This window comes from Planococcus liqunii (assembly GCF_030413595.1).
In the GTDB taxonomy this organism is placed as follows: domain Bacteria; phylum Bacillota; class Bacilli; order Bacillales_A; family Planococcaceae; genus Planococcus; species Planococcus liqunii.
Window position 1 is genome coordinate 1,856,833 of the sequence record NZ_CP129238.1, and the last position, 25,792, is coordinate 1,882,624.

Sequence of the window (25,792 nt, forward strand, 5' to 3'; positions counted from 1 at the left end):
AAAGGGTGACAAAGAATGAGTTTTGATTTTATTATCGTCATATTCCTGATCGGCTTTATCGGTTCTTTCATCTCCGGTATGGTCGGCATCGGCGGCTCGATCATCAAGTACCCGATGCTTCTCTACATACCAGTGATGTTGGGATATACCGCATTCAGTGCCCATGAAGTCTCCAGCATTAGTGCCATCCAAGTGTTTTTTGCGACAATTGCCGGGGTTTGGGCATACCGCGGCAGCGGGTATTTGAACAAAACGCTAATTGCCTATATGGGCGGAGCCATTTTACTCGGGAGTTTCATCGGAGGCTACGGTTCGACGCTAATGTCTGAGCAGGCCATCAATGTCGTATACGCCGTTTTGGCCACGATAGCGGTCATCATGATGTTCCTTCCGAAAAAAGGAGTCGACGATATCCCGCTCGATCAGGTCACGTTCAATAAATGGCTGGCAGCCGCATTGGCCTTTATCGTGGGGATTGCAGCGGGAGTCGTTGGAGCGGCGGGCGCCTTTATCCTGGTGCCCATTATGCTCGTGGTCCTGAAGATTCCAACCCGCATGACCATTGCAACTTCACTCGCCATTACGTTTATCTCGTCCATTGGTTCGACCGTGGGGAAAATTGTTACCGACCAGATTTTATATGGACCTGCAGCGGTCATGATTGTAGCGAGCATTTTGGCTGCACCGCTTGGCGCAAAAATCGGACAGAAAATGAACACAAAGTATTTGCAATGGATATTAGCACTCTTGATTCTTGGGACAGCGATTAAAATTTGGGCGGATATTTTGTAATCGGACAGAGGCATAGTGAAAAGGAGACAGCACGTGGCTGTCTCCTTTTTTATATTAGATTACGGTTTGCAGTGTGTTTTTTCTTCGGCAAATCCAGAAGGATAAACCACTTGGCCTAATTTTTCATAGTCTGCCGTTGATTCGCCTACATAGATGATTTCGTCGCCCTCACCCGCTTGTTTATACATGTCACGGGCTAATTGGATCAACTCTTCTTCTGTTTGTGGAACCGGCACATCGGGTTCATCGATCTCTAAAATTGTCGTCTGTCTAATCACAAATTGGGTTCCTTCCGAATTTGTTACAGTCTCATATGTAGTTAAATCGTTTTCATCACAAATTATCTGATCTTTTTTTAATTGGCCGTTGGAAACTACTGCAGAACCTTTATATATAATCGGATAAAGAGCAGCCAATATAAACAAAATAAATGCCCATCTAAACAATCTTTTCAAGCCATCTCCTCCATTTCTCCTTGAAAAAAAGAAACGCTACGAACCCATTAAACACCCGACTTATTAACTATGATCGTACCATTTATATGGATGGCGTAGTAGGGTTCCTAAAAAATATATTGGTCCTAAGCTCTATGAGTCAACTAAGAAAGGGCTTTCATTGATATTGTTATATTAAGAATAGTAATTAAAAGTCACAGTCATTTACTTAAACTTTGAATGCATGTAGATTAAAATTAAAATAGGCCAAATAACCTTGCTAGTACTGGTTAGATATATGCTTTTAATATTTTTCGAACCATTCATTCATGAATTATATTGACAATGAAAGCTCAGATAACTATAGTTACAATAGTGAAATTGATAATCATTATCAATGAGAAAAGAGAGGAATTACATAATCATGAATAAGCATAGAAAATTTTTAGCAGTGGCCATTAGCTTGGCGATAGCGATCATACTGGGAGGATGTTCGGACGATAAAGCCGAATCGGCCAGTGGGGCTTCAGCGGACAACGCCATCACAATCTCCTGGCCAAGAGATATCGGCCCTATGAATCCGCACGTTTATAATCCATCGCAGCTATTGGCCCAATCGATGATTTATGAACCGCTGGTCAGCTATAAAGAAGGCGGCGAAATTCAACCGCATTTGGCAGAGTCCTGGACGGTTTCCGAGGACGGATTAGAATACATATTTAAAATTCGTGAAAACGTTAAGTTTACTGATGGCTCGGCGCTTACAGCGGCTGTAGTCAAAAAGAACTTCGATGCGGTCATGAAAAATTCAAGTTCCCACAGTTGGCTTGGCGTAATCAATGTTTTGGAAAAGACTGAAGCAGTTGACGATCAGACTTTTAAAATGGTGCTAAAAGAGCCGTATTATCCGGCACTTCAGGACCTGGCAGTTGTTCGGCCGGTGCGATTCTTGGGCGAAGCAGGATTTCCAGAAGACGGCGACACGTCTAAAGGCATCACCGAGCCTGTCGGTACAGGTCCATGGATGCTGAAAGACTATAAGAAAGACGAATATGCGGTGTTCACCCGCAATCCCGAGTACTGGGGAGAAAGCCCGGAGCTTGAAGAAGTGAAAATCAAAATCATCCCCGATGCTGAAACCCGGGTTCTGGCATTTGAAAAAGGCGATTTGGATTTGATTTATGGCGAAGGTGTCATCAGCATGGATTCCTTTAATCAGTTGAAAGAATCCGGTGAATACCAAACCGCTCTTTCCAAACCAGTCGGAACAAGAAGCTTGCTGTTAAATACAACAAATGAAAAATTGGCAGATTTGCGGGTACGCAAAGCACTTCAGCATGGCTTCAACAAACAGGCGATGGTTGAAGGGGTCACATTAGGCTTAGAAGAAAAAGCAGATAATATTCTATCGACAAACTTCCCATATACCGATATTGAAGTAGAACCGTTTGACTACGATGTGGAAAAAGCTGCGGAATACCTGGAAGAAGCAGGCTGGAAGCTGCCTGCCGGAAAAGCAGTTCGCGAAAAGGACGGCCAGCCTCTCGAATTGGAATTAATCTACGACAAGACCGATCCCATTCAAAAAGCGATGGCCGAAACATTGCAGGCCGAATGGTCAGCACTCGGCATTAAGCTGAATATTAGCGGGCTTGAATTGACCACTCAAATTGAACGCCGGAAAGCCGGAGATTTTGATGTCGATTTCTGGTACAACTACGGTGCACCTTACGATCCGCATTCGTTCATCAATGTTGTAGCAGAAAAAGGATGGGGCGTTGCAGAAGCCCATTCGAACTTGCCGATGAAATCGGATTTGGACCAGCAAATAAAAGAAACACTGGGGTCTACGGATGAGGCGAAGCGCCAGCAATTATACGGTTCGATTCTTGGAACCTTACAGGAACAATCTGTTTTTGTGCCTATTTCTTATATTAAAAAGTCGGTCATTTACCAAAACGGTGTAGAAGAATTTATCTTCCCGGCAAACCGGGATGAACACCCTTTCAACGAAATGAAAATCAGCAAGTAACAGCGGGGAGGACAAGTCATGGCAACCTATATTTCAAAACGGCTCCTTGCTGTCATCCCCATCGTTCTCTTTGCCATTTTTCTGATGTTCTTACTCATCCGCCTTTCGCCGGTTGATCCTGCAGAAGCGTATCTTTCCGCAGCCCATATTCATCCAACGGATGAAATTCTGGCAGAAAAAAGACATGAATTCGGTTTGGATCAGCCGTTGTGGATGCAGTATGTCCAAACGGTCAAAGGAATTGTCCTACTGGATTTTGGCAATTCGTTTGTAACGAATACTCCTGTTTGGCAGGAGATTGCAGCAAGAATGCCAGCAACCATCCAGCTCGCCCTCAGCAGTATACTGTTGGCCATTGCCATCAGCATCCCGCTCGGCTTTTTGTCAGCGGTATACAAAAACGGGGCAATCGATCATTTTAGCAGGCTGCTTTCTTTTTTAGGCGCTTCCATCCCCCAGTTTTGGCTGGGATACTTATTGATCTTTCTCTTTTCCGTCAAACTGGATTTGTTTCCGGTGGAAGGGAAAGGGACCTGGCAGCATTTTGTATTGCCCAGTCTGACTTTGTCCCTAGCATTGGTTGCTGTCTACACCCGCTTGCTCCGGGCCAGTGTACTGGAAGAGCTGGAGCAGCAGTATGTCTTATATGCGCGGACGCGGGGCATCAAAGAAAAAGCCATTATGGGCAAGCACGTCTTAAAAATCGCGATTGCTCCTATGATGACGGGGCTTGGCATGAACCTTGGAAAACTTTTGACCGGTACGATTATCATTGAACAAGTTTTTTCATGGCCGGGATTCGGCCGATATTTTGTAGAAGCCATATTTAACCGGGACATACCTGTTATTCAATGTTACGTGATGTTGGCCGTTTGCTTATTTGTCATATGCAACTTGATTGTGGATATTGTGCAAATGTACATGGATCCACGCATTTCATTGAAGGGAAGGGCTCAGTTTTGATTTCTAGCATACGAATCGCAAGAAAGAGCCAACTAGCCATCCTCATTGGCTCTGCCACACTGGCCGTATTCTTCCTGATCGCTATTTTAGCTCCTTGGATTGCGCCGAATGATCCCATCCAGGTGAACCTGGCATTTAAATTGTCGCCTCCTTCTTTGGACTACCCTTTGGGAACGGATCATTTGGGGCGATGCAACCTGTCTCGGCTTTTATACGGCGCGCGCGTCTCGTTAGGTTTCGCTTCTTTGATTTTTGTGGCTGCTTTAGGTTTCGGCTTGGTGATTGGCACAATTGCCGGATATAAAGGCGGCGTAATTGATGCTGTATTGATGAGATTTTGCGAAGGCGTTATGGCGTTTCCGAATCTTGTGCTTGTTCTTGGCATCGTCGGACTGCTCGGCCCCGGGCTTTGGCAGGTGGTGATGGCGCTGATGATGGTTCAATGGGTATATTACGCAAGAATGATCCGCAATATGATTGTCGGTTTGAAAGAACAGAATTTCATACTGGCAGCCCGCATCAGCGGATCCTCTACAGGGAAAATAATTAGGCGCCACATGATTCCAAATGTGCTTCCGCCAGTTCTGGTGATGGGCACACTTGAAATGGGATGGGCTATCATGGATCTGTCGGCACTGTCATTTCTCGGGCTCGGCGTCCAACCTCCGACTCCCGAATGGGGGGCCATGATTCTGGAAGGCAAAAACTTCATCCGCAGCCAGCCTGAATTGATGCTCTACCCGGGGATCATGATACTGCTCGTTGTAATTTCTTTTAATGTATTAGGTGAAGCTTTATCGGAGAAGTACGGCATTAAAAAACGGTAGTGGGAAGGGATGATCAGATGGACAAACAGCATTATGTGTTGCAGGCGAAGGATGTAAATATCTCAGTAAACTCAGCTCAGGGAAGGCTACCACTCGTTCATGAGCTGAATTTGGACTTGAAGCCCGGAAAAGTGCTGGGACTTGTAGGAGAAAGCGGGAGCGGGAAGACCATTACGTGTATGGCGCTGCTTCAGCTGTTAAATCCAAAAACCACACAAATAAGCGGAAGCATCCAGCTCAATGGCCGTGAACTGAATGGGCTGAAGCCTAAAGAAATGCGCAACGTTCTCGGGAAAGAAATCGGCTACATTATGCAAAATCCCATGAATGCTTTTACTCCCGTTTATACAATCGGCAACCAATTTGTAGAAACAATCCGCGCGCATACACCTCTTACAAAAAAACAGGCGATTGAATTGGCGGTTTCGTCTATGGCTGCAATGGATTTGCAGGAACCCGATAAATTGATGCGGATGTACCCTTTTCAGCTGAGCGGCGGAATGCTGCAGCGGGTCATGATCGCGATTTCGATGTGCCTGCGTCCATCTGTGCTGATTGCTGATGAACCGACAACTGCACTTGACGTAACAAGCCAAATGCAGGTTCTTTCAGAACTGGACCGGCTTCGAAAAGAGTGCGGCACTTCGATCTTGCTGATATCACATGATTTGGGCGTTATTTCAGCTCTTGCTGACGATGTGGCAGTGATGCAAAAAGGGCGGATTGTGGAAAAAGCGGATGTCTTCCAATTGTTCGATGAGCCGCAGCATCCCTACACGAAAAAATTGCTGCTGGCCAGACCTATGTTGCCGATGGAATACGAACGTGAAAAGCTGGTCATATAAACTAATTGGCCAATAAAGTGAGGTGAGGGACACGATGAATTTACTTGAAGTGGCAGGCGTGACGCATACATATGGCTCTTTCCGTCCTTTTCGCCGCAAAGAAAAAGCGGCGCCTGCCCTTTCCGATATATCCTTTTCTATCGGAGAAGGCATGTGCCTGGGGCTTCTCGGAACAAGCGGAGCCGGCAAAAGTACATTAGGGAAAGTGATCTTGGGTGTCGAAAAACCGACAAAAGGAACGGTTCTATTCCAAGGCCAAGATCTCTACACAATGGAGGCTGCCGCCCGAAAGCATTTTCGCAGAGACCTGCAAGTCGTTTTCCAGGACAGTTTTTCATCGGTGAATCCGAGAATGACGGCTGAAAAGATTATCAGTGAGCCACTGGAAAACTATGAGAGACTTTCTCCATCGGAACTGAAAAGGAGTGTGGCGCAATTATTGGAAGTTGTCGGATTGCATGCGGATGACATGAAAAAATATCCGATGCAATTCAGCGGCGGACAGCTTCAGCGGATCAACATTGCGAGAGCAATTGCCCTAAAGCCGAAAATGATCATTTTAGATGAACCCGTCAGCAGTCTCGATATGGTCACCCAGACAAATATCTTAACTTTATTGAACGAGTTAAAAGCTGAGTATGGCCTTTCATATTTGTTTATTACACACGACATCAGAGCAGCATACTCGGTTTCTGATGCGCTTGCAGTAATGGATAAGGGAAGAGTGGTCGAAATGGTTCAAGACAAGGATGAAATCTTTTCTTCACAGCAGCCTGTGGTGAAGAAATTGGTGTCTTCTATACTTCCTGAACATCCACGAAACCGGACGCTTTTAAACGGGGAAGTTTTTGTATAGTCAAGATGGGCTGATCCAAAACCATTAAGTAATGTGGTCAATGAAGTAGAACGCAAATTGAAGGATGTAGCGCTGCGAAAAAAAGACATAGCCAAAATAAGCCGCCGAAGAGAAACGATGTATGTTTCTCTTTGGCGGTTTTTGCGTTAACTTGGGGTAGGAAATAAAAGGAATTATTGGTAATCTAGAATAGCGAGAATTTCCAAAGATAAGCAGTGGATACTTTATGGAATCCAACACAATTAACGAAGGGAGCTTAATTTTTTGTTTTTAATGCAAAAGGAGGAACTTATGAAGCAACGCCTAGAACTTTCAATCATTTATTTTTTTGTACTAGGTTCTGTATCGATTTCCAGTATGGGCTTTATAAGCCAAACGGTACAGTCTGTATTTTTCGGAATCGGAATGTCCGCTTTATTCGTTATCGGAATCATGAACATCTATAAATATATCCAAAAAACTTCTGCAAGCAAGTAAGGGAGGCGCATCGAATGGAGATGCAATTTGGACTTTGAAGGAGGGACACTGAAATGGAAAGGTTCGAGATGAGTTTTAAGAACAAGCGGGTGCGGATCTGGTTTTCGGTGATTTTGCCAATAACTGTATTGGCAATTCTTTTATATATTTTTCTTCCTGCTGAGATGCAAATAGTTCCGACACTGCTCTTAATGGGCACGTTAGTCGTCTACTATGCCTGGGTTTTTATGAGCCAAAGGAAGAATAAAGGCTGAGTAAGAAATCGGAGTAGGGCCTAAATCTCTTGAATAGAAAGTGTGAGTTAAAGAAGAAACAAGCCGAAAGTATTTTTGATTTTCGCTATGGGAATAATTGCAGGTTTTATCATTTCGTATTTTTTTAGAATCTAAAAAAATAGTGTTTCTTGATAAGTGGAAAGGAAGAATGCATTGAAAAGAATAGAAGAACAATTTGGCATCTTGTTTTCCGCGGAGCAAAGCCCTTATTTTCAAGCGGAAGAAGAGCATCGAATGGTTATCCAGCATCAAGAATTAAAAGAAAGAGCGGGTTTTGTGCAGAGAACCACTACTTTCTTGTTTGAAGAGGATTCACGAATTGATATGACCTTTCTAAAATCCTATATGCCGTACGGTTTTAAGAAGCCCCGCTTCTTTGAGAAGCAGGCGTTGCACCAGGCATTTGTTATCCGAAATTGGAAAGAGGAATATATAGACAGGCAAGAATCCGAAGCAATCTTGCATTACGCCACGGTAAAGTCAGTTTCTTCAGAAGAAGTTTTTCAATATGTAAAAGGAATAATAAAAGGGAAGCAGCCCTCTTTGATCGCCTTCTATAATGACCGCTACATGCTTGAGGTGAACAGTGATGAAGTGGTGATCATTGCTAAAAATAAAGAAGACCTAACTGTGCTGAAGAAATTTTTGCAGAAGGAATGAAACTCATGGAAAATTATCAATTATGACGCACACCACTTATTATTTTGTTTACTTCAATACTAACTTCCTATCTTTTATGCAGGATAGAGGTAGAGAGTGTAATGAATTATGACAACAAAAAACACCGAAGCTGCCGGAACGGCGGCTTCGGTGTTTCCGAGTTGCTATTCTTTTCAAAGCCGAATCTGCTTAATTAAGCATAGAAGAATCGGTTGAGTCGGTTGTGCTTGTAGACGTTTTGCTGTTATCGCCTTCTTTAGAGCTTGATACTTTATCTTTCACTTGATTTGTTGCGTCTGTCGCTTTTTCTTTTGCCTGTGTTGCCAGTTCAGTCGCTTTCTCTTTTACTTGGGCGATTTTTCCGCTGCCGTCGCTTGAAGAATTGCTGCTGGCTAATTTATCTTTTACGGTTACTTGCAATTCTTTCCCGCTTTTTGGTGCCATTAAAAGGGCAAGGGTTGATCCGATTGCTGCTCCGCTTAAAAGACCTGCGAAGAATCCGCCGCCGGATTTGCCTTTTGCCGCGTTTGGCTGGCCGCTGATCTTGCCTGCTCGCTGAAGGCGTTCTTCCACTTCAGCCACAATTTCTTTGACGGAACTGCCGCTTACTTCTACAAGCGAGCCTTCAAAGCTAAGGTAATCATAGCTGTCTGAGTTGCGGGCAACGATTACGTCATAGCGGATAGCATCCGTTTTCTGATTGACCATATCGGCCTGGTATCCTTTTTTCTGCAAAGCTTTCTGAATGTCGGTAAATGGATGTTCTACTGCGATTCTTGGCATATTATCTACCTGCTTTCTATTAGAGTCATGACAGTCTTTTTCCCTCTTTCACCCTGTTCTTAAACATAAGGCGTATTTTAAGGTGAAAAAAGCTTGAAATCGATGAAAAAAAATATCCAAGTAAACGAATAAGAATGATAAAATTAAACGTTGACTTCCAGTAGTTTTAATATTATGATTACTTTCAACTTCATAAATCTTATCCAGAGAAGCCGAGGGACTGGCCCGTTGACGCTTCAGCAACCTCTGACATTTGTCAGAAAGGTGCTAATTCCAGCCAGGATTTTATTCTTGGGAGATAAGAGCGGGGCGGTAGCGATACATAACCTTCTTTTCTCTTTCCGGGAAAAGAAGGTTATTTCTTTTTGCCAAAATAACGCAACTAAAGGAGTGGGAAAGTATGACACGCAAACGGATTTATTTGAACGCTTTTGACATGAACTGCGCCGGCCACCAGTCGCCGGGGCTCTGGACACATCCGGAAGACCAGTCCCATCGGTACAAAGACAGTGAATATTGGATTGAGCTGGCGAAACTTTTGGAGAAAGGCAAGTTTGATGCTATTTTCCTTGCCGATGTCCTCGGTACATATGATGTCTACAACGGTTCAAGAGACGCTACCGTCCGGCAAGGAGCCCAGTCGCCGGTCAATGATCCTTTGCTCGTCGTGCCGCTCATGTCTGCCGTAACCAAACATTTAGGCTTCGGTGTCACGGCTTCTGTTACGCATGAGCATCCCTATACCTTTGCGCGCCGGATTTCAACACTTGACCATTTGACAAAAGGCCGGGTCGGCTGGAATATCGTGACTTCTTATTTGAAGAGCGCTGCGCTGAATATTGGGAAAGAAGATCAGATCAAGCACGATGAACGCTACGACATTGCCGAAGAGTATTTGGAAGTTTGCTATAAATTATGGGAGTCGAGCTGGGAAGATGATGCAGTTGTGGTAGACAAAGCGAGCGGCATCTACGCCGATCCCGGTAAAGTGCATGACATAAACCACGAAGGGAAATATTATAAAGTGCCGGGTGCACATTTAACGGAACCGTCGAAACAGCGGACGCCGGTGCTTTACCAGGCGGGGGCATCCAAGAAAGGCGTAGCGTTTGCCGGGAAGCATGCCGAATGCGTCTTTATCGGTCCGCCGAATATCGATATTGCCAGACAGACCGTCGATAAAATCCGGGCGGAAGTGGCAAATGCCGGCCGAAATCAAGAAGATGTGAAGATTCTGTCCTTAATTACACCGATTGTCGGCAAGACAGAAGAAGAAGCGCATGCCAAATATGAAGATTATAAGAGCCATATCAGCCATGAAGGGGCACTGGCTTTATTTGGTGGATGGACGGGCGTCGATTTGTCCGGCTACGCACCGGAGCAGCCGCTTGAATACATCGAAAACGATGCGATCCAATCCGCTTTAGAGAATTTCACAAAAATCCTCCCTGGCAGAAAACCGACCGTCAATGACATTAAGGAATATGTCGGCATCGGCGGACTGGGGCCATTTACGGTCGGTTCTCCGGAACAAGTGGCGGACACATTGGAACAATGGGTAGAGGAATCCGGCGTCGACGGCTTTAACATCGCCTATGCGGTTACGCCGGGGACATTTTCCGACTTTATCGAACTGGTCGTGCCAATCCTGCAGGAACGCGGCCTTGTCCAAAAAGAATACCAGGGCAGTTCTTTGAGGGATGCCTTGTTTGAAAAAGGAGACCATTTATTGCCGGCTCACACAGGCAAACAATACATGCGGATTCCAGCCTCGGTTGACAGCTAAATTCACTTGCGAAAAAGAAGGTGGAAAAGCTTGGTATTCAGCTTTTCCTCTCATTTTGTTTGTATCTATTCCCACGCGTTCATGGTTGATTTTGATACGTCTCGTTGATTTGATGGATGATCATGTGGAGCTGCAGTAAGTGCCGTCTTTATTCCAACACAAAAACCCCATTAGCGAAGCGGCAATCAACGTGAGAAAACCCCTCACAATTTATTTTGTGAGGGGTTTTCTTAGCGTTTATTTATAAAGCGTTCAGAATCAGTCCAATTGAAGAATAAATAATGACCGTAGAGAAAATCATCATCATGTGAACCAGGGAAAACAGGAACATTTTATTTGCCCAGACTTCAATTGTCATGCTGCGGGAGCCAAACAAGCTCAGTCCCAGCCAAATCAAGCCAAGAATCAGTGACATCAAAGTCAAGCCAAGGCTTAAAGGGAGGAACAAAAAGCTGGAGAGCACCAGCAGCACCAAGTAGATATTGCTTTGAAGATACGTGCGTTTTGCGCTTTTGACAACGGGAAGCATCGGAATGCTTGCTGCTGCGTAATCTTCTTTTTTGCGGATCGCAATGGCGTAAAAATGGGGCATTTGCCAGATTACCATGATCAAAAATAATGCCCAGCATGCCGGATGCCAGATGTCAGGAGCTACGGCAGCCCAGCCGATTAAAGGCGGGATGGCCCCTGAAATGCTGCCCACTTCGGTATTCCAGATGGTATGGCGCTTGGTCCACATCGTGTAGGGAATCACATAGAAAAAGACCCCTAGAAATCCAAGGAACGCCGCCAAGGGAGAGGCGAAATACAATAAGCCCAAACCGGCCAGCAATAACAAGACCGCCACTATAGCCACCCGTTTAATTGAAATGGTCCCGGTCACCGTTGGGCGTACTTTCGTGCGGGCCATCAAGGCATCAATGTCGCGGTCGTAGAGGTTGTTGAAGGCACCGGATGCTGCAATGATTGCTGCAGTTCCTGCAAATGCCAGCAAGATGTTCCCAATGTTATCGGTAAAGCTATATTGATAGGTGTACAATGCGAGCATCAATCCAGCGATCATCGGTATCAGATTCGACTTGATGATTCCTGTTTTGACGACTTGGGCCCATAATGTTTTCTTTGATTGTTTTGTCATTTAATCTCTAGCCTCTTTCATATCCACGAAGGCCACTGTAACTCAGATGATTGTTCGGATTCTTTAAATCTCATATGTGTACAATCAATTTCACGCAGTTCAGTAAGACGTCGTTCATACTCTTGCTTTCTGTATCCAACAACTAAGTATACATGAAATAACAGTTAAAGTTGGTTAAAACATATCGACAATTTCTAAAGAAGGCGTTCACTTTACTTTCTTTACTATTGCGACGATTCATTTCACACAAAAAAGCAGCGAATTAATTCGCTGCTTCTTGAGGGATTTGCTTTGGTGTTTTCCAGGCAAACGTCAAAGCAATGCCGATGGCAAGCGTGACTGTCGCAAAATAGAATGGATAGTTCAAATCGATATCGAAAAGGATCCCCCCGATAATTGGGCCAATAATGTTCCCGATGCTTGTGAACATCGAGTTCATGCCGCCGACAAAACCTTGTTCATTTCCGGCGATCCGGGACAGATAAGTCGTAACCGCCGGCCGCATCAAATCGAAACCGACAAACACCACCATCGTCACGAGCAAAATTGCCCAGTAGCTGGTCACATAAGTCAAGATCAGGACAAGAGCGGTAGAGACGATCAAACTGTAGCGGATCAAGCGGATTTCTCCCCACCAGCGCGTAAAGCGGTCGAAAAAGCCGACTTGCACGATGACTCCGACGATTGCACCAAGTGAAATGACGATGGCGATATCCTGCGGTGTGAAGCTGAATTTGTGGTCCACAAACAAAGCAAACAGCGACTCGAAAGATGCGAGTCCGAATGAGGAAATCAGGATGACCATAAAGGCGATAAAATACATGGGTGAGAAAATGCGGCCGAATCCCGTTTTCTGTTCACCGTATAAATTCTCTTCCTGTTTTTGGCGTTCCGGTTCTTTCAGCAGCACAAACGATAGGAACATCGCAAACAGCCCGAAGCCTGCCGCAAAGAAAAAGGGAAGGCGTGTGCCGATTTCTGCCAGAAACCCGCCGATGCCCGGCCCGATGATAAAACCCGTTGAAATGGCTGCTGACATATAGCCGAGCGCTTTCGGCCGTGTTTTGAGTGTCGTGATGTCTGCGATATAAGCGGTAACTGCCGGCATGATGAAGGCAGCACTGACGCCGCCAAGCAGGCGCGACACAAACAGCACTTCAACCGATTGCCCGAGGCCGAATAACAATTCGGACAAACTGAATACAAATAATCCCAGTACAATCAAAGGTTTACGGCCGTACTTGTCAACGGCTCGTCCGGCAAGCGGCGAAACGACCAGCTGCGCCAGCGCAAAAGCGGATACCATATAGCCGACAACCGTACCTGAAATATTCAATTCGTTCATGATGGTTGGAGTCACCGGGATGACCAATCCGATTCCTAAAAATGCGATAAATAAATTCAACAGCAAAATAGATAAAACCAATTTGTAATTCTTCATAAATAAACCTCTTTTACATTTTTTCAATTACTAAAATAAAGCTTTATGCGCGGACCAGGCCGCGCCAAAAAATCGGCCATACCGCTTCATACCGCTTCAGGTATGCAGCTTCGCCGCTGTACACCAGTTCTGTGATGGTCCCTTCAATGACGGTGATAAATGCCAAAGCACAGCTGGAGAAATCGTCGGAGTAAAGGATACCTTCACGGCGTTCGCGTTCTCTCATGACGCGGGTAAAGTGCCGGTGCATGCTGTCGAACAGGGGATTGATCAACTCGCCGATTTCTTTCTCGAGGCGGGCAGGAGGAAAGTACATCGTCCGGAGGATAAACTTCATATGGTCATTGCCTTCTAAGTCCTGGATAAACCATTTAAAATAACCGCGCAGCAAATTTTCGAGCGGCTCTTCTTTCATTTGCTTAAAGTAGCCGGCCAAATGGTTTCTTTCCCTTTCCAAGGCATAGGTCAATGCGGATAAAAACAACTCATCTTTGCCGGCGTAATGGGCATAGATCGAAGGTTTTTTGATGCCTACAGCTTCTGCAATTTTGCCAAGAGACGCGCCTTCGTATCCTTCGTTGGCAAACTGGACAAGCGCCGTTTGCAAAATTTCTTTTTTCATACGTTCACCTTCCTAACGGTCGTTAGTCTACTATCGCACAATAGGAGCTGAAGGTCAAAAGATTAAGCAGCACTTTCAGCAATAATATTTAGTCGATCTTATCCCCTAAATTTTTGTAATAATGAAACTCTCTGGCAGATTCTGCGTATACTAGAAAAAAGGGGCGTGGAAATATGCGGCTAAGGCAAATTCATAGAAAACTGCTTTTCATTTTATTGAACCTGTTATTTGCAATAGGAATGTTGGTTGGCTGTTCTCAAACTGGAACGAAAAATACCAATGAACAAGTGATCCATAAAGTACTCGAGCTCCAGTTCTCGGGACCGGATAAAGAATTCATGGATGCTATGTGGAATCTCGAAAACAAAAATATTGTTAATGGCACAGAAGAAAACGAGGTCTTTGACCGGTACGTTCGTGAGGTATATGGGGAGTATTTTACTGTAAGCGAACTAGAACCCTTCATGAGAGCATTTGGCACTCAGTATCCAAGTACAGCGCATTCAAATGACTATAAACTGGAATTGAAAGATGTTTCTATAGAACAAACTGAAGAGGCCGGAAACCGCTACGAGTTCATCGCACAGATCGGGTTTCAGAAATCTGGAGGCAAAGAGGAAACGGCAAAAGTAGAAGGCACCATTTTCTTCTCGACAAAAGAAGAAGGGAAAATTGGACGTTTCCAATATAGTAAGGACGAAAGTTTAATGGAAAGTTTAAGCCGGTAATGAATCGGCATTAATGGCAGGCAAGAAAAGAGCAGCATGTGATGATGAAGAATTTAAAGGGGGATAAAACGATGACAGAAAAGGATTCTGGTGTTTCTATCATTTACATGATTTTCGGCACGCTCGGCATGATCGTAGTAGCACTTGCAGGATTTAGTATGATTCAAGTGGAAGATAGTTCCACACGGATCATGATAATCTTGATTGGGATTATTGCTATTGTCAATTATGTTTATTATTTGGAACGTAAGGCAGGGATGAGCAACAGGGCTATTTGGGGACAGTCTGGCGTCCTGATTTCCTCCATTATTGGATATGCTTTTTGGATTCTTTAATACTTAGAAAACATTGGGAGGGACGAAACAGTGGAGATAACTAAAAGAATGAGCGATGCCATTTTCTTTTCCGGGATTTGTCTCTGCTGTTTAGGATTAACCTATGTTTTAGGGTATTCCCATCACGCTTTTTTTCGGCTTTCAGCTTTTTTCGGTTTTCCATTCATCGGGCTGGGGGTTTTGCTGAGTATCTTTACGACACCAAAATAGGCGGTTAAAAGGGAGGGAAAACAAATGAAGGACTATCTGGCAGGCGCCATCATCTCGCTGCTGCTCTTTTTTGTATTGATGTATGTAGGCCAGACAGTTTACCGGAATGTCATGCCGCTAAATGTAATCATTATGTTATTGGCGTTCCATGTGATTTTCTTCAAGCATTTACTGACGGAGAAACGGATTCTTCCTTATCTCTTTTTAATTATCCTTCTGGTTCCGGTCGTCTGCTTTTCGCTTCCTGCATTAACGTATCACGAAGCCCAACAGAAGATACTTAACAGTCACGATCTTGAAGAGCTGGAATCGATTCTCGTGCCGCTTGAAAACGATTCCTGGAATCCTTTTGCGGCAAGTTCGGCACATTTGTTTACCGGAAAGTCCGGATCTGAAGAAATCACCTTGCTGGTGAATACGATGACAGGCGAAATTATGCCAAGCACGCTGCCATATTAACGAAAGCTTTTCAGATAATGTGATAACTTCCGGCGTTTTCTTCTATAATAGAAATATAAACATTATGAAGTTGGCAATTAACTTTTAAGAATGGAGGGAGTTCAACATGAAAAATATTAAATATTTGGATTTACTGGCGCAAAAATATGACAGTGAAGAGAAAGTAGCCACTGAAATCATCAATCTTGAAGCCATTCTGGACCTCCCTAAAGGCACAGAGCATTTTGTCAGCGATTTGCACGGCGAGTACCAGGCATTCCAGCACGTGCTGCGCAACGGCTCCGGAAATGTGAAGGTGAAAATCCGCGACCTTTTTAAAGATGAAATGCAGGAAAAGGAATTGAACGAATTTGCGACCTTGGTTTATTACCCTGAAGAAAAATTGCAAATGATCAAAAGCCATTTCAGCACCAAAAAGGAATTGCAAGAGTGGTACATAGAAGTTATGGAACGGATGCTGAAGCTGATTTCCTACGCGTCTTCAAAATATACCCGTTCCAAAATACGAAAAGCCTTGCCGAAGCAGTTTGTCTTTATCATTGAAGAACTGCTGTATAAAACAGATGAGTTCACGAATAAGAAAGACTATTACGGAAAAATGCTGGAACAGATCATTTCCTTGGGCCAAGCGGATAAGCTGATCATCGGGCTAGCCTACACGACGCAGCGATTGGTCGTGGACCATCTGCATGTGGTGGGCGATATTTACGACCGGGGACCGGATCCGCATAAAATCGTGGATACGCTGATCGATTATCATTCGGTCGATATCCAATGGGGAAACCACGACGTGCTTTGGCTGGGAGCGTTTGCCGGCTCGAAGGTCTGCCTGGCGAATATCATCCGGATCTGTGCGCGCTACAATAATTTGGACATCATCGAAGACGTCTACGGCATCAATCTGCGTCCGCTTTTAAACCTGGCGGAGAAATACTACGACGACAATCCTGCTTTTCGCCCGAAGCGAATTTCCGGTGAACAATTGACCGAGCAGGAACAGCTGCAAATCACCAAAATTCATCAAGCTATTTCGATCATCCAATTCAAACTGGAAAGCCCGATTATCAAACGGCGTCCTTGTTTTGCGATGGAAGACCGTTTGCTGCTCGAGAAAGTCGATTATGAAGCCCGAACTGCCACATTGCACGGCATAACTTATAATCTGGAAAATACCTGTTTTAGTACGGTCAATCCGGATAAGCCAGATGAATTGCTGGAAGAAGAACAGCAAGTGATGGACAAATTATTGGTGGCGGTCCAGCACTCTGAAAAACTGGCGCGCCATATGAATTTCATCATGAAAAAAGGCAGCCTTTACTTAAAATACAACGGCAATCTGCTGATCCACGGCTGTATTCCGCTCGATGAGAACGGCAATATGGAAGGCATGGAGATTGAAGGGAAAAATTATGCAGGGCGGGAACTGCTCGATATTTTTGAGCATTACTTGCGCTATGCGTTCGCGCATCCGGAAGAAACCGATGACTTCGCGACCGATATGGTGTGGTATTTGTGGACCGGAGAGTATTCATCGCTGTTCGGCAAACGGGAAATGACCACGTTCGAACGCTACTTTATCAAAGAAAAAGAAACGCATAAAGAGCGGAAAAATCCTTACTACTATTTGCGTGAAGATGAAGAAGTATGCCGAAAAATGCTCGAGGAATTCGACTTGAACCCAGATCAGGGCCGCATCATCAATGGCCATACGCCGGTGAAAGAAATTGATGGTGAAAACCCCATCAAAGCGAATGGCAAGATGATCGTCATCGATGGCGGCTTCTCCAAAGCCTACCAATCGACTACGGGCATTGCCGGCTATACGCTGTTGTACAATTCCTACGGCATGCAGCTTGTAGCCCACCAGCTGTTCAATTCCAAAGATGAAGTGTTGAGCAATGAAACCGATGTATTGTCCGTCAAGCGTTTGGTTGATGAAGAACTAGAAAGAAAGAAAGTCCGGGAAACCAATATCGGCGAACAATTAATCCAGGAAATTTCTATTTTAAACAGCCTGCGGGAATACCGCTACATGAAATAACAACCCTCCAAAAACAAAAAAAGCGGAAGCCGCAATGATAGAAAATCTATCTTGGGGCTTCCGCTTTTAAATTGCCTGCATTTATTTTTCTAAAACTTGCAGGTTGTGGAATTTCATCGCATGAGCTATTTTGCTGTATACTTCGATTTCGCCGAAATTGATGCCTAACTGGATGGCCGTTTGGGCAATGACAGGGCTGATGCCGGCAATTGCCGTTTTGACGCCAATGATTTTCAAGCCTTCGATCAGCTGGAAAATTTGATGGGCTACCATGGTATCGATGATCGGAACACCGGACAAATCAATGAATAAACGCTCGGTGGAATTGTTATGGCATTGCTGCAACACTTTTTCAAACATGATTTGCGCGCGGTACGTATTGATTTCGCCGACCAATGGAAGCAAACCGATGTTTTTGGTCAGTAGGATGACCGGAGCGCTCATTTCAAGAATCATTTCCTGTTGCGCATTTAACCGGTTTTCTGCTGCTTTAGTGTTTTGAATCGTAAACTCCAAAATGATTTTATTGATCGTATTGACGACTGCTTTGTTCCACTCATTAACTTGTGCAGAGGAAATGTTTTCTTTCTGTGTCGCTGCAAATTCTTCAATATACTGCAAATATTGCTCCTGGGTTCTGAAAAATTCTTTCAAAACGGACTCAAGCGGCGTGGCTAAATGGCCCTCGTCTTTTGCGACCTGCTGTATCCATTCTTCAAACTGTTCTATGCAATCAACTGTATCTTTTGTAAACATTGCGCAAAAAAGTTCATGAAACTCATAATTTTGCTGCTTCATTTTTTCGATTGTTTCCGGATTGTTTGAGGAGTAGATGCCTCCGGCTTTTTTATCAAGGGTTTGATACCATTCTTCCGTCATTGCTTTATTTCTTTCACATAAAAAGTCGTGAAGTTTGTCATTTTTTAATGTCAGTTGTTCGTTCGGCATGATGTCTTGCTCCTTATTTAGCTAGAGTTGCTTGGCTTCATGTATTTATGATAAAGGAAAATCAGCATTTGTGCACTTCTTACTGCATTATTTTCAATAAGATTTACTTTTATTAGTAAAACTAGAAGCAGCATTGCCAAGAATTCCTTTTAGGCGCCTTATACCGCGAGCGCCCGTTTAGTTGGATTTAATGCAGCTGCACTTGAAGGTATGTAGATAATGCACTGATTTCCCGGTAAAAATAGGACCCCGAACAGCTGAAGGATTTCTTCGGCGGTTCGGGGTTCTGATTCGATTAAAGTAGATAACTGATCAACAAGCCGGCAGACAACAGGAAACCAAAAATCGTGTTGGTCATCGCAGTCGATTTCATGGCCAATTTCATAAACTGCGGTTCGGCTGCACCTTTCCGGAAACCTTGGATGGCCGACATCGGTTTTTTCAAGCTCAGAAACACGACCAAAGCCCATGGGCTGATATAGCCCAACAACACAATGGCTGCAATCCAAAGGTAAGCTACAGCAAAGGCGATTGCCAATCCAGTAACGGCTTTGTCTCTGCCCAGTAGGATTGGCAGCGTTTTTCTGCCGCCTTTTGTATCTTCCACGATATCCCGAATATTGTTCGACATGTTGATGGCGCCGACCAAGATGCCAACAGGGATGGAGATCAATAAACTTTCAAGGGTGATAAAGCCGGTTTGGATGAAGAACGCGATCAAGATAAAACCGGTTCCCATCGCCAGGCCTGAAAACAATTCGCCAAATGGTGTGTAGGCGATCGGCAAAGGGCCGCCTGTATACAAAAATCCGATGGCCATGCCGGCAAACCCGATAACCACGAGCCACCAGCTGCTGTTCATGCAAATGTACAATCCGATAAATGCAGCAAAAACATACAAAGAGACGGCTACGCTTAAAACATTTTTCGGTTTCAGCCCGTGGCGGACAATTCCGCCGCCAATGCCGACCGAATCCGCTGTATCCAAGCCGCGTTTAAAATCATAGTATTCGTTGAACAAATTCGTTGCAATCTGCAATGCCAAACATGCAACCATCATTGCCATAAATAGGAGCCAATCAATTTCCGTTACATAAAGGGCTGCTACTGTTCCCAAAATGACGGGTGCAAATGTCGCCGTCAACGTATGCGGGCGCGTCATTTTCCACATCAGTTTGGCGGGACTGATTTCCATTGTGTTTTCCATAATCATTTCTTTTCTCCCTGCATAATTTAATCGTAAAACCTGACAGAAGCATTTCTAGACTTCATCTTTACAATTCCTTATTATAGCAAATAAACGCTCTTTTTAATTCTTTGGTGTTTAATAAATTGCTGGAACAGGTGAAGTATATGGACGTTTGTTGAAAATCAGCCATTCTCACCAAAATTAAATGTACACCTGTTAATCGGCGGCAATAATGGCAAGGGATTGTCGATTAATCTTCGTTTCCCTAAAACTTCTTGCCTTTTGGATTTTTCAGCACACTGCCAATCCAGTCTTTCTTCTTTAAATAGTAGTAGAGAGCCCATGTAGACAGAAGAATGACAAGAATCGAAAATGGGTAGCCATATTTCCATGTGATCTCGGGCATAACCTCGAATCTCATGGCCCAAAGAGCTCCCCACGCAGCGATTGGGGAAAATAATACGGTGATAATCGTTAGGGTTTTGACAATTTCGTTTCCCCGATGCGAGGAAATAACCGTTTCCAGTTCCACCATCTCGCGCACTTCCTCGGCATATTCATTGATCAGCGTCCTGCACCGGTCGATTCGCTGGCTCGTGCGCAGGCAATGCCGGCTGGAAGCAATCTCTTCTCCGAAAGCTTCGCTTATGGCATCGCGAATTTCAGCAATCGGAATAATAAGGTTTCTCCATATGAGCACTTCATGGCGCCTGTCCATCAGTTGATCCAGCACCTGGTCATTATTTTTGGATTTTACACGCCATAGCAAATCGTGCATATCATTTTCAAGCGCATCAATGCCTTGAAGAAAGGAAGCGACGATTTCACCAAGAAAAATCATAAATCCTTCAATGGCATTTTCCGCTTTTTGCATTTTCTTAAACAGAATTGTGTCTGTCAAGTTGTATAAAAGGGAAAAGTCAATATCGTTTGTGATCAGCCTTTTATGAGAAAGTGAATATTGAAGGACAGTCTGTTCACTCTGGTCTTCGACATCCTGGTGGTAAATAACGGAGCCCCACATGACTTCTTCGTCTTGGTCGGTCGTTTCCATTTCCAGATTGCTATTGTGTTTTTCCTGAAGCGACTTTATCCAGTTCTTGTTCACATTGGGCATCCCATCAAGGGCCTCCATATCTTGTGTTGATTCAGGATCGATGTGTACCCATTCCCAGTGTCCGAAGTGAAATGTATTCTTTTTCAACATTTTTCCTCCTTGCTCTGCCAGTAAGTCGTTAAAAGGAAAGGAAAGATCCAATTTCCTTAAATAATAACCATATCATGATTCATTTAGGAAAGGGTTTGGAACCGTTCGTTTTCTTGTCAATTGCTTGTTCATTTACACTTCCAGTAGAATGGGAAGAAGAAAGGAAGTGCCCGATTATGGAAATGAAGATATTCATCGTGGAAGACGATGCAGCCATATTCCAGTCATTGAAAGAAGGTTTGGAAAAGTGGGGTATGCAAGTCGTCGGCCCCGCTAATTTCCAGGAAGTGCTCAGCACTTTCCTGAAAGAACAGCCGCAACTTGTAATTATGGATATCCAGTTGCCGGTTTATGACGGGTTTTACTGGTGCCGGGAGGTCCGGGCTGTCTCCAAAGTGCCGATTATTTTCCTGTCTTCCCGCGATCACCCGATGGATATGGTGATGGCGATGCAGATGGGCGCAGATGATTATGTCCAGAAGCCATTTAATTCAGATGTTTTGATGGCGAAAATCCAGGCGACTTTGCGCCGCGTATATTCCTACGGGGAAGAAGTGTCGACGGATGTAATCGAATGGAACGGCGCAGTGATTGATTTGAAACGCGGCATAATCCGGATGGGAGACAGCGAAGCGGAATTGACGAAAAACGAGTTTTTCATTTTGGCCGTATTGGTTGAGTCAAAAGATAAAATCGTTTCTCGTGATGAGCTGATACGCAAACTGTGGGATGATGAACGATTCGTCAACGACAATACATTGACGGTCAATGTAACCCGGCTTCGGCAAAAATTGGCTGAACTGGGCCTGGAAAATGCCATCATGACGAAAAAAGGGCTTGGCTATTTGGCAGTCACATTGTAGAACGGAGGGGTTTTTTGTTTTTCACGTATTTAAAGGATATGAAAAGCTGGCTCTTCTTTTTTCTGTTGGCGCTTCTGGCAGCCGACCTTCTGCTTTTCTTGGATCCGGGAATTGTGGTAAAAATTTCATCCTTGGTGTATCTCAATGCATTGATCTTGATTGCTTTTTCCATCTTTGTATTTTGGCGTTTCCAAAAAGAAACGGTTTTTATGCGGCAATTGGAAAAACTGGTAGACGAGACCGATTCCGATTGGCATGAAGCTTTGCCTGAAAGTGAGTTTGCACGGGACGAAATGATAAATGAACTTTTAAAAGATGCAGGGGTTGCTTTTTCAAAACGATTGAGTGACGTCCGTAGCAGTACTGTCGTGCAGGGGGAATATACGGCTGCCTGGGTCCATGAAGTGAAGGCGCCCCTTACAGCGATGAAGCTGTTGATTGATGCCAACCAGGACATTTCGGTGATGCGCCGAATCGATGCAGAATGGCTGCGCGTGTTCTTATTGGTTGACCAGCAATTATACATATCGCGATTGCCGACGCTGGAACAGGATTATGTGCTCGAATCAGTGCCGTTAAAAAGTATGGTAACGGCAGAAGTCCGGGAATTGATGTCCTGGTGCAGGGAAAAGAACATTGCTTTGGAACTGGATGGATTGGATAGGATCGTCGTAACAGACCTGAAATGGAGCCGTTTTGTTTTTCGGCAATTATTGACGAATGCAGTGAAGTACAGTCCGATGGATAGGACCATCACCGTGGAAGCGCATATGGCAAATACCGGCCAAACCATTTTGTCGGTGAAGGACGAAGGGCCAGGCATACCGGATCATGAAATGCCGCGCATTTTTGATAAAGGTTTTACTGGAGGCGCCGGCCGTATTCAAAACGCGGCCACAGGGCTGGGGCTGTATTTGGCAAAAACAGTGGCTGAAAAAATGGGCATCGCTTTATCGGCGTTCTCTGAAGAAAATCAAGGAACAAAAGTCGAAATGGCCTTCCCGCTGGAAAATGAATTTGAACGCATCCGCAAGTGACAACATTGTCACTTGCGGCTTCCTGTTTGTCATGTAAATCAAACGACCTGCAAATTATAAGGCAGTAAGATAGGGATATAAGTAAACAGGGAGGCAATTGTATGACAATGTTAAAAACCACTAAAACCGGTAAGACTCAAAAAGCGAAACAAACCGTGCTGCATGCACAGAATGTCCGGAAGTCTTTCGGCTCACGGGGCAATGTCCAGCAAGTTCTGAAAGGCATCGATTTGCATGTGGAAGAAGGCGAATTTGTCGGAATCATGGGGCCATCAGGGGCAGGCAAAACCACGCTATTGAATGTGCTGGCTACCATTGACCGGGCTACAGAAGGCACGATCTTAATTAGCGGGGCAGACATCTCGCGCATGAAAGACGCAAAATTGTCCGCGTTCCGGCGCGATCAGCTTGGATTCATCTTCCAGGATTATAATCTGCTCGATACATTGACCGTAAAAGAGAACATTTTGCTGCCGATATCGCTCGGCAAAATGAAGAAAAAAGAAGCGGAAGCGGAGTTCCAGTCGATTTCATCCATTTTAGGAATTACGGAATTGGCAGAAAAATACCCGCACGAAATTTCCGGCGGCCAAAAACAGCGGACTTCAGCTGCGCGCGCATTGATCAATAAACCGTCAATGGTGTTTGCTGATGAGCCAACTGGTGCCCTCGACTCCAAGTCGGCTTCTTCGCTGCTCGGTACATTGGCCGACGTTAACCAAAAACGCGAAGTCACGATTATGATGGTCACCCATGACCCGCTCGCCTCCAGCTACTGCAGTCGGGTTGTCTTTTTAAAAGATGGAAATATTTATTCCGAACTTTATAAAGGAAGCAAGTCGAGGCAAGCCTTCTTCCAGGAAATCATGAATGTCCAGGCTGTGCTCGGGGGTGACAGCGTTGACACTCTTTGATCTGGTCATCCGCAGCATGCGGAAAAACATCAAACATTATTACCTGTACTTTTTTGCGCTTATTTTAAGTGTGGTCTTGTATTTTGTGTTTGCCACCTTGCAATACGATTCAGCCATTCTGGAGCTAAGCGGAACGAGTATGGGCACCGCTTTTCAGGCAGCCGGGATTCTGCTGTTGTTTATCGCCGGAATTTTCGTGGTTTACGCCAATTCGATTTTCCTGAAAAGAAGAAGCCGTGAAATCGGGCTTTATCAGTTAATCGGCTTAACGAAACGGGTAGTAGCCAGGCTGCTGATTGTCGAAAACATTCTTCTCGGCGTCGGGGCTTTAATCATTGGAATTGCTGTAGGCCTACTCGTTTCCCGGGTGTTCCTGCTGCTGTTGATGAAGCTGATCGGCTACGAATCGTTTATCGAAGTGAGTTTTTCCATGGCAGCGGTGGTGCAGACAATCCTCGTGTTTATCGGCATTTTTGCATTAACAACGATTCAAATGATTGTGATGGTTTTTCGCAACACCTTGCTTTCTTTGTTCAACTCGGACAAAGCAGGCGAACATCCGAAAAAACCGAAAACGGGCGTGTCTGCCTTCTTTGGGGTATTCGGACTGCTACTAGTCGGTTTTGGCTACTGGCTGTCGGGACGCATGTTGAACGAACTGTTTTTCTTTAACATCCTGATTGTCTTGGCTGCGGTCATTGCAGGAACATATTTGCTGTTCCGCGTCACCATCAGCTGGCTATTGTTTAAAATCCGGAGCCGCAAAGAAGGCCACCTCGGTTTATTGAACAGTCTGTCGTTGGCGCCGCTCATGCACCGGTTAAAAGGGAACGCCAATTCACTGACGGTCATTACGATTCTGTCTGCGATGACGTTGACGATGGTCGCTTTTTCATATGCGATGTATTATGAAACCGAACGGGAAACCGATATCCGGATGCCGTTTGATTTTATGTTTGACAACAATGAGGCACAAGCAAATGAAATTATGGGCGAGATGAACCAAAAAGGGATCGGCTACCAGCACGGCAAGGTGGACATGCTGGTGGTGCCGACCATGTTCGAACAAGGTGTTTTCCCAGGGGAAAGTTTTGAACGGCCGACGGCAATTATCAGTGATAAGCAGCTGCAAGCAGCGGGTATCGATATCGCGGCTCCGAAAGACGGATCAGCCAGCTATCATGATGCATCTTCACTTTCCATGTTCGCAGATTCTGTCGATTTGCCAATTAAAATAGAAATCCAAGATGAAGACCGCACGACCGTCGAGATAACAAAGATGGGCGAACGCAATGTCGTCAATTGGTCCATCTTTTATGGCCAGCTCGTGGTCAGTGACGAGACTTATCAGTCACTGAAAAACAAATTGTCTGGAATGGAAGGCGCAAAGATAGAATACATCGACGGCTTTCACATTTTAGAGGAGAAAGACCAAAAAACCGCATCGGCCATTTTCCAGCAGCCGAAATACACTTCAAGTGGACCGCATGTGGATTATTATTCTTCTTATGAAGAATCGGTTCAGGACAATGGGTTGATGATTTTTATAGCCGGTTTCCTGGGGCTGGTGTTCCTGATTTCAACAGGAAGCATCTTGTATTTCAAGCAAATGACTGAAGCCGAACAGGAAAAGAAAAGCTATGCAACCCTGCGCCAGCTTGGGTTTACAGGAAAAGAAATCATGAAGGGCATTATCCGCAAGCAAGTGTTTGTCTTTGGCTTGCCGCTTGCCATCGGTCTGCTGCACTCCATCTTTGCGATGAAAGCTGCATCTTTCTTCTTCCAGTCGGATATCCTGATGCCGGCAACTCTGGCAATGGGGGTATATACACTGATCTATACGGCGTTTGCATTTTTGACAATCGGCTATTACCGCAAAACGGTAAATGCTGCTCTATAATATAAAGCACGAAAAGGACCTTTCCTTTCG

At 44.7% G+C, this 25,792-nt stretch carries 26 protein-coding genes and 1 riboswitch; of the genes, 18 read left to right on the forward strand and 8 right to left on the reverse strand.

Annotation, left to right across the window (positions count from 1 at the left end):
- Nucleotides 1-15: 15 nt before the first annotated feature.
- The gene (locus QWY22_RS09425; RefSeq protein WP_300984163.1) at nucleotides 16-792 is read left to right on the forward strand and encodes a sulfite exporter TauE/SafE family protein; all 777 of its coding nucleotides are present in this window, start codon (nucleotides 16-18) and stop codon (nucleotides 790-792) included.
- 59 nt (nucleotides 793-851) lie between these two features.
- Here the strand turns inward: QWY22_RS09425 and QWY22_RS09430 are convergent, their stop codons facing one another.
- Nucleotides 852-1,247, reverse strand: a complete 396-nt coding sequence (locus tag QWY22_RS09430) for a hypothetical protein (protein ID WP_300984164.1) — start codon at nucleotides 1,245-1,247, stop codon at nucleotides 852-854.
- A gap of 403 nt (nucleotides 1,248-1,650) precedes the next feature.
- Between QWY22_RS09430 and nikA the strand changes: the two genes are divergently transcribed.
- From nikA to QWY22_RS09470, 8 genes are all read left to right on the forward strand, one after another.
- Complete coding sequence (nikA, locus tag QWY22_RS09435) at nucleotides 1,651-3,258, forward strand: nickel ABC transporter substrate-binding protein (protein WP_436836777.1); 1,608 nt, start codon at nucleotides 1,651-1,653, stop codon at nucleotides 3,256-3,258.
- 18 nt (nucleotides 3,259-3,276) lie between these two features.
- Nucleotides 3,277-4,221 (forward strand): nickel ABC transporter permease subunit NikB, encoded by a 945-nt coding sequence (gene nikB / locus QWY22_RS09440; protein ID WP_300984165.1) that lies wholly within the window; start codon nucleotides 3,277-3,279, stop codon nucleotides 4,219-4,221.
- A complete protein-coding gene (gene nikC / locus QWY22_RS09445) occupies nucleotides 4,218-5,048 on the forward strand; it encodes a nickel ABC transporter permease subunit NikC (RefSeq protein WP_300984167.1) in 831 nt (276 codons plus the stop codon). Before nikB ends, nikC begins: the two co-directional genes overlap by 4 nt.
- 17 nt (nucleotides 5,049-5,065) lie before the next feature.
- Nucleotides 5,066-5,893 carry a nickel import ATP-binding protein NikD gene (nikD, locus tag QWY22_RS09450; protein ID WP_300984168.1) on the forward strand — a complete coding sequence of 276 codons (828 nt, stop codon included), beginning with the start codon at nucleotides 5,066-5,068 and terminating at the stop codon, nucleotides 5,891-5,893.
- A gap of 34 nt (nucleotides 5,894-5,927) precedes the next feature.
- Nucleotides 5,928-6,749, forward strand: a complete 822-nt coding sequence (nikE, locus tag QWY22_RS09455; protein ID WP_300984169.1) for a nickel import ATP-binding protein NikE — start codon at nucleotides 5,928-5,930, stop codon at nucleotides 6,747-6,749.
- A gap of 291 nt (nucleotides 6,750-7,040) precedes the next feature.
- A complete protein-coding gene (locus QWY22_RS09460; protein WP_300984172.1) occupies nucleotides 7,041-7,226 on the forward strand; it encodes a hypothetical protein in 186 nt (61 codons plus the stop codon).
- A gap of 53 nt (nucleotides 7,227-7,279) precedes the next feature.
- Nucleotides 7,280-7,480: a hypothetical protein gene (locus QWY22_RS09465; RefSeq protein ID WP_300984173.1), complete on the forward strand. Its 201-nt coding sequence runs from the start codon at nucleotides 7,280-7,282 to the stop codon at nucleotides 7,478-7,480.
- Between the two features lie 174 nt (nucleotides 7,481-7,654).
- A complete protein-coding gene (locus tag QWY22_RS09470; RefSeq protein ID WP_300984175.1) occupies nucleotides 7,655-8,161 on the forward strand; it encodes a hypothetical protein in 507 nt (168 codons plus the stop codon).
- A 189-nt stretch (nucleotides 8,162-8,350) separates the two neighbouring features.
- Here QWY22_RS09470 and QWY22_RS09475 read toward each other — a convergent pair whose 3' ends face one another.
- Nucleotides 8,351-8,944 carry a YkuS family protein gene (locus QWY22_RS09475; protein ID WP_300984176.1) on the reverse strand — a complete coding sequence of 198 codons (594 nt, stop codon included), beginning with the start codon at nucleotides 8,942-8,944 and terminating at the stop codon, nucleotides 8,351-8,353.
- Between the two features lie 196 nt (nucleotides 8,945-9,140).
- A riboswitch (SAM riboswitch) is annotated at nucleotides 9,141-9,249 on the forward strand.
- Nucleotides 9,250-9,344: 95 nt separating this feature from the next.
- On the opposite strand from QWY22_RS09475, the gene QWY22_RS09480 reads away from it, so the two are divergent.
- Complete coding sequence (locus QWY22_RS09480) at nucleotides 9,345-10,730, forward strand: LLM class flavin-dependent oxidoreductase (RefSeq protein ID WP_300984178.1); 1,386 nt, start codon at nucleotides 9,345-9,347, stop codon at nucleotides 10,728-10,730.
- A 241-nt stretch (nucleotides 10,731-10,971) separates the two neighbouring features.
- Here QWY22_RS09480 and cyoE read toward each other — a convergent pair whose 3' ends face one another.
- The 3 genes from cyoE to QWY22_RS09495 form a co-directional block, all read right to left on the reverse strand.
- On the reverse strand, nucleotides 10,972-11,868 hold the full coding sequence (gene cyoE, locus QWY22_RS09485) for a heme o synthase (RefSeq protein ID WP_300984180.1): 897 nt from the start codon (nucleotides 11,866-11,868) through the stop codon (nucleotides 10,972-10,974).
- 262 nt (nucleotides 11,869-12,130) lie between these two features.
- Nucleotides 12,131-13,309 (reverse strand): MFS transporter, encoded by a 1,179-nt coding sequence (locus tag QWY22_RS09490; protein WP_300984181.1) that lies wholly within the window; start codon nucleotides 13,307-13,309, stop codon nucleotides 12,131-12,133.
- Nucleotides 13,310-13,352: 43 nt separating this feature from the next.
- Nucleotides 13,353-13,931 (reverse strand): TetR/AcrR family transcriptional regulator, encoded by a 579-nt coding sequence (locus QWY22_RS09495; protein WP_300984182.1) that lies wholly within the window; start codon nucleotides 13,929-13,931, stop codon nucleotides 13,353-13,355.
- 338 nt (nucleotides 13,932-14,269) lie between these two features.
- Between QWY22_RS09495 and QWY22_RS09500 the strand changes: the two genes are divergently transcribed.
- From QWY22_RS09500 to QWY22_RS09515, 4 genes are all read left to right on the forward strand, one after another.
- Entirely contained in the window at nucleotides 14,270-14,659 is a 390-nt protein-coding gene (locus tag QWY22_RS09500; protein ID WP_131544285.1) for a hypothetical protein, read from the forward strand.
- 71 nt (nucleotides 14,660-14,730) lie between these two features.
- Complete coding sequence (locus tag QWY22_RS09505; protein ID WP_300984184.1) at nucleotides 14,731-14,994, forward strand: hypothetical protein; 264 nt, start codon at nucleotides 14,731-14,733, stop codon at nucleotides 14,992-14,994.
- A 234-nt stretch (nucleotides 14,995-15,228) separates the two neighbouring features.
- The gene (locus tag QWY22_RS09510) at nucleotides 15,229-15,663 is read left to right on the forward strand and encodes a hypothetical protein (protein WP_300984185.1); all 435 of its coding nucleotides are present in this window, start codon (nucleotides 15,229-15,231) and stop codon (nucleotides 15,661-15,663) included.
- 106 nt (nucleotides 15,664-15,769) lie between these two features.
- The gene (locus tag QWY22_RS09515) at nucleotides 15,770-17,704 is read left to right on the forward strand and encodes a fructose-1,6-bisphosphatase (RefSeq protein ID WP_300984186.1); all 1,935 of its coding nucleotides are present in this window, start codon (nucleotides 15,770-15,772) and stop codon (nucleotides 17,702-17,704) included.
- An 81-nt stretch (nucleotides 17,705-17,785) separates the two neighbouring features.
- Here QWY22_RS09515 and QWY22_RS09520 read toward each other — a convergent pair whose 3' ends face one another.
- From QWY22_RS09520 to QWY22_RS09530, 3 genes are all read right to left on the reverse strand, one after another.
- On the reverse strand, nucleotides 17,786-18,652 hold the full coding sequence (locus QWY22_RS09520; protein ID WP_300984187.1) for an STAS domain-containing protein: 867 nt from the start codon (nucleotides 18,650-18,652) through the stop codon (nucleotides 17,786-17,788).
- A 295-nt stretch (nucleotides 18,653-18,947) separates the two neighbouring features.
- On the reverse strand, nucleotides 18,948-19,859 hold the full coding sequence (locus tag QWY22_RS09525) for a 1,4-dihydroxy-2-naphthoate polyprenyltransferase (RefSeq protein WP_300984367.1): 912 nt from the start codon (nucleotides 19,857-19,859) through the stop codon (nucleotides 18,948-18,950).
- Between the two features lie 247 nt (nucleotides 19,860-20,106).
- Nucleotides 20,107-21,045, reverse strand: a complete 939-nt coding sequence (locus tag QWY22_RS09530) for a magnesium transporter CorA family protein (protein WP_300984188.1) — start codon at nucleotides 21,043-21,045, stop codon at nucleotides 20,107-20,109.
- A 185-nt stretch (nucleotides 21,046-21,230) separates the two neighbouring features.
- Here QWY22_RS09530 and QWY22_RS09535 point away from each other — a divergent pair, with 185 nt between their 5' ends.
- The 4 genes from QWY22_RS09535 to QWY22_RS09550 all read left to right on the forward strand — a co-directional run bounded on the left by QWY22_RS09535 (nucleotide 21,231) and on the right by QWY22_RS09550 (nucleotide 25,762).
- Entirely contained in the window at nucleotides 21,231-21,911 is a 681-nt protein-coding gene (locus tag QWY22_RS09535) for a response regulator transcription factor (protein WP_300984368.1), read from the forward strand.
- A gap of 14 nt (nucleotides 21,912-21,925) precedes the next feature.
- Nucleotides 21,926-22,948 carry a sensor histidine kinase gene (locus tag QWY22_RS09540; RefSeq protein ID WP_300984189.1) on the forward strand — a complete coding sequence of 341 codons (1,023 nt, stop codon included), beginning with the start codon at nucleotides 21,926-21,928 and terminating at the stop codon, nucleotides 22,946-22,948.
- A 107-nt stretch (nucleotides 22,949-23,055) separates the two neighbouring features.
- Nucleotides 23,056-23,862 carry an ABC transporter ATP-binding protein gene (locus tag QWY22_RS09545; RefSeq protein WP_300984369.1) on the forward strand — a complete coding sequence of 269 codons (807 nt, stop codon included), beginning with the start codon at nucleotides 23,056-23,058 and terminating at the stop codon, nucleotides 23,860-23,862.
- Nucleotides 23,849-25,762, forward strand: a complete 1,914-nt coding sequence (locus QWY22_RS09550) for an FtsX-like permease family protein (protein WP_300984190.1) — start codon at nucleotides 23,849-23,851, stop codon at nucleotides 25,760-25,762. The genes QWY22_RS09545 and QWY22_RS09550 overlap by 14 nt, the downstream gene beginning before the upstream one ends.
- Nucleotides 25,763-25,792: the final 30 nt, after the last annotated feature.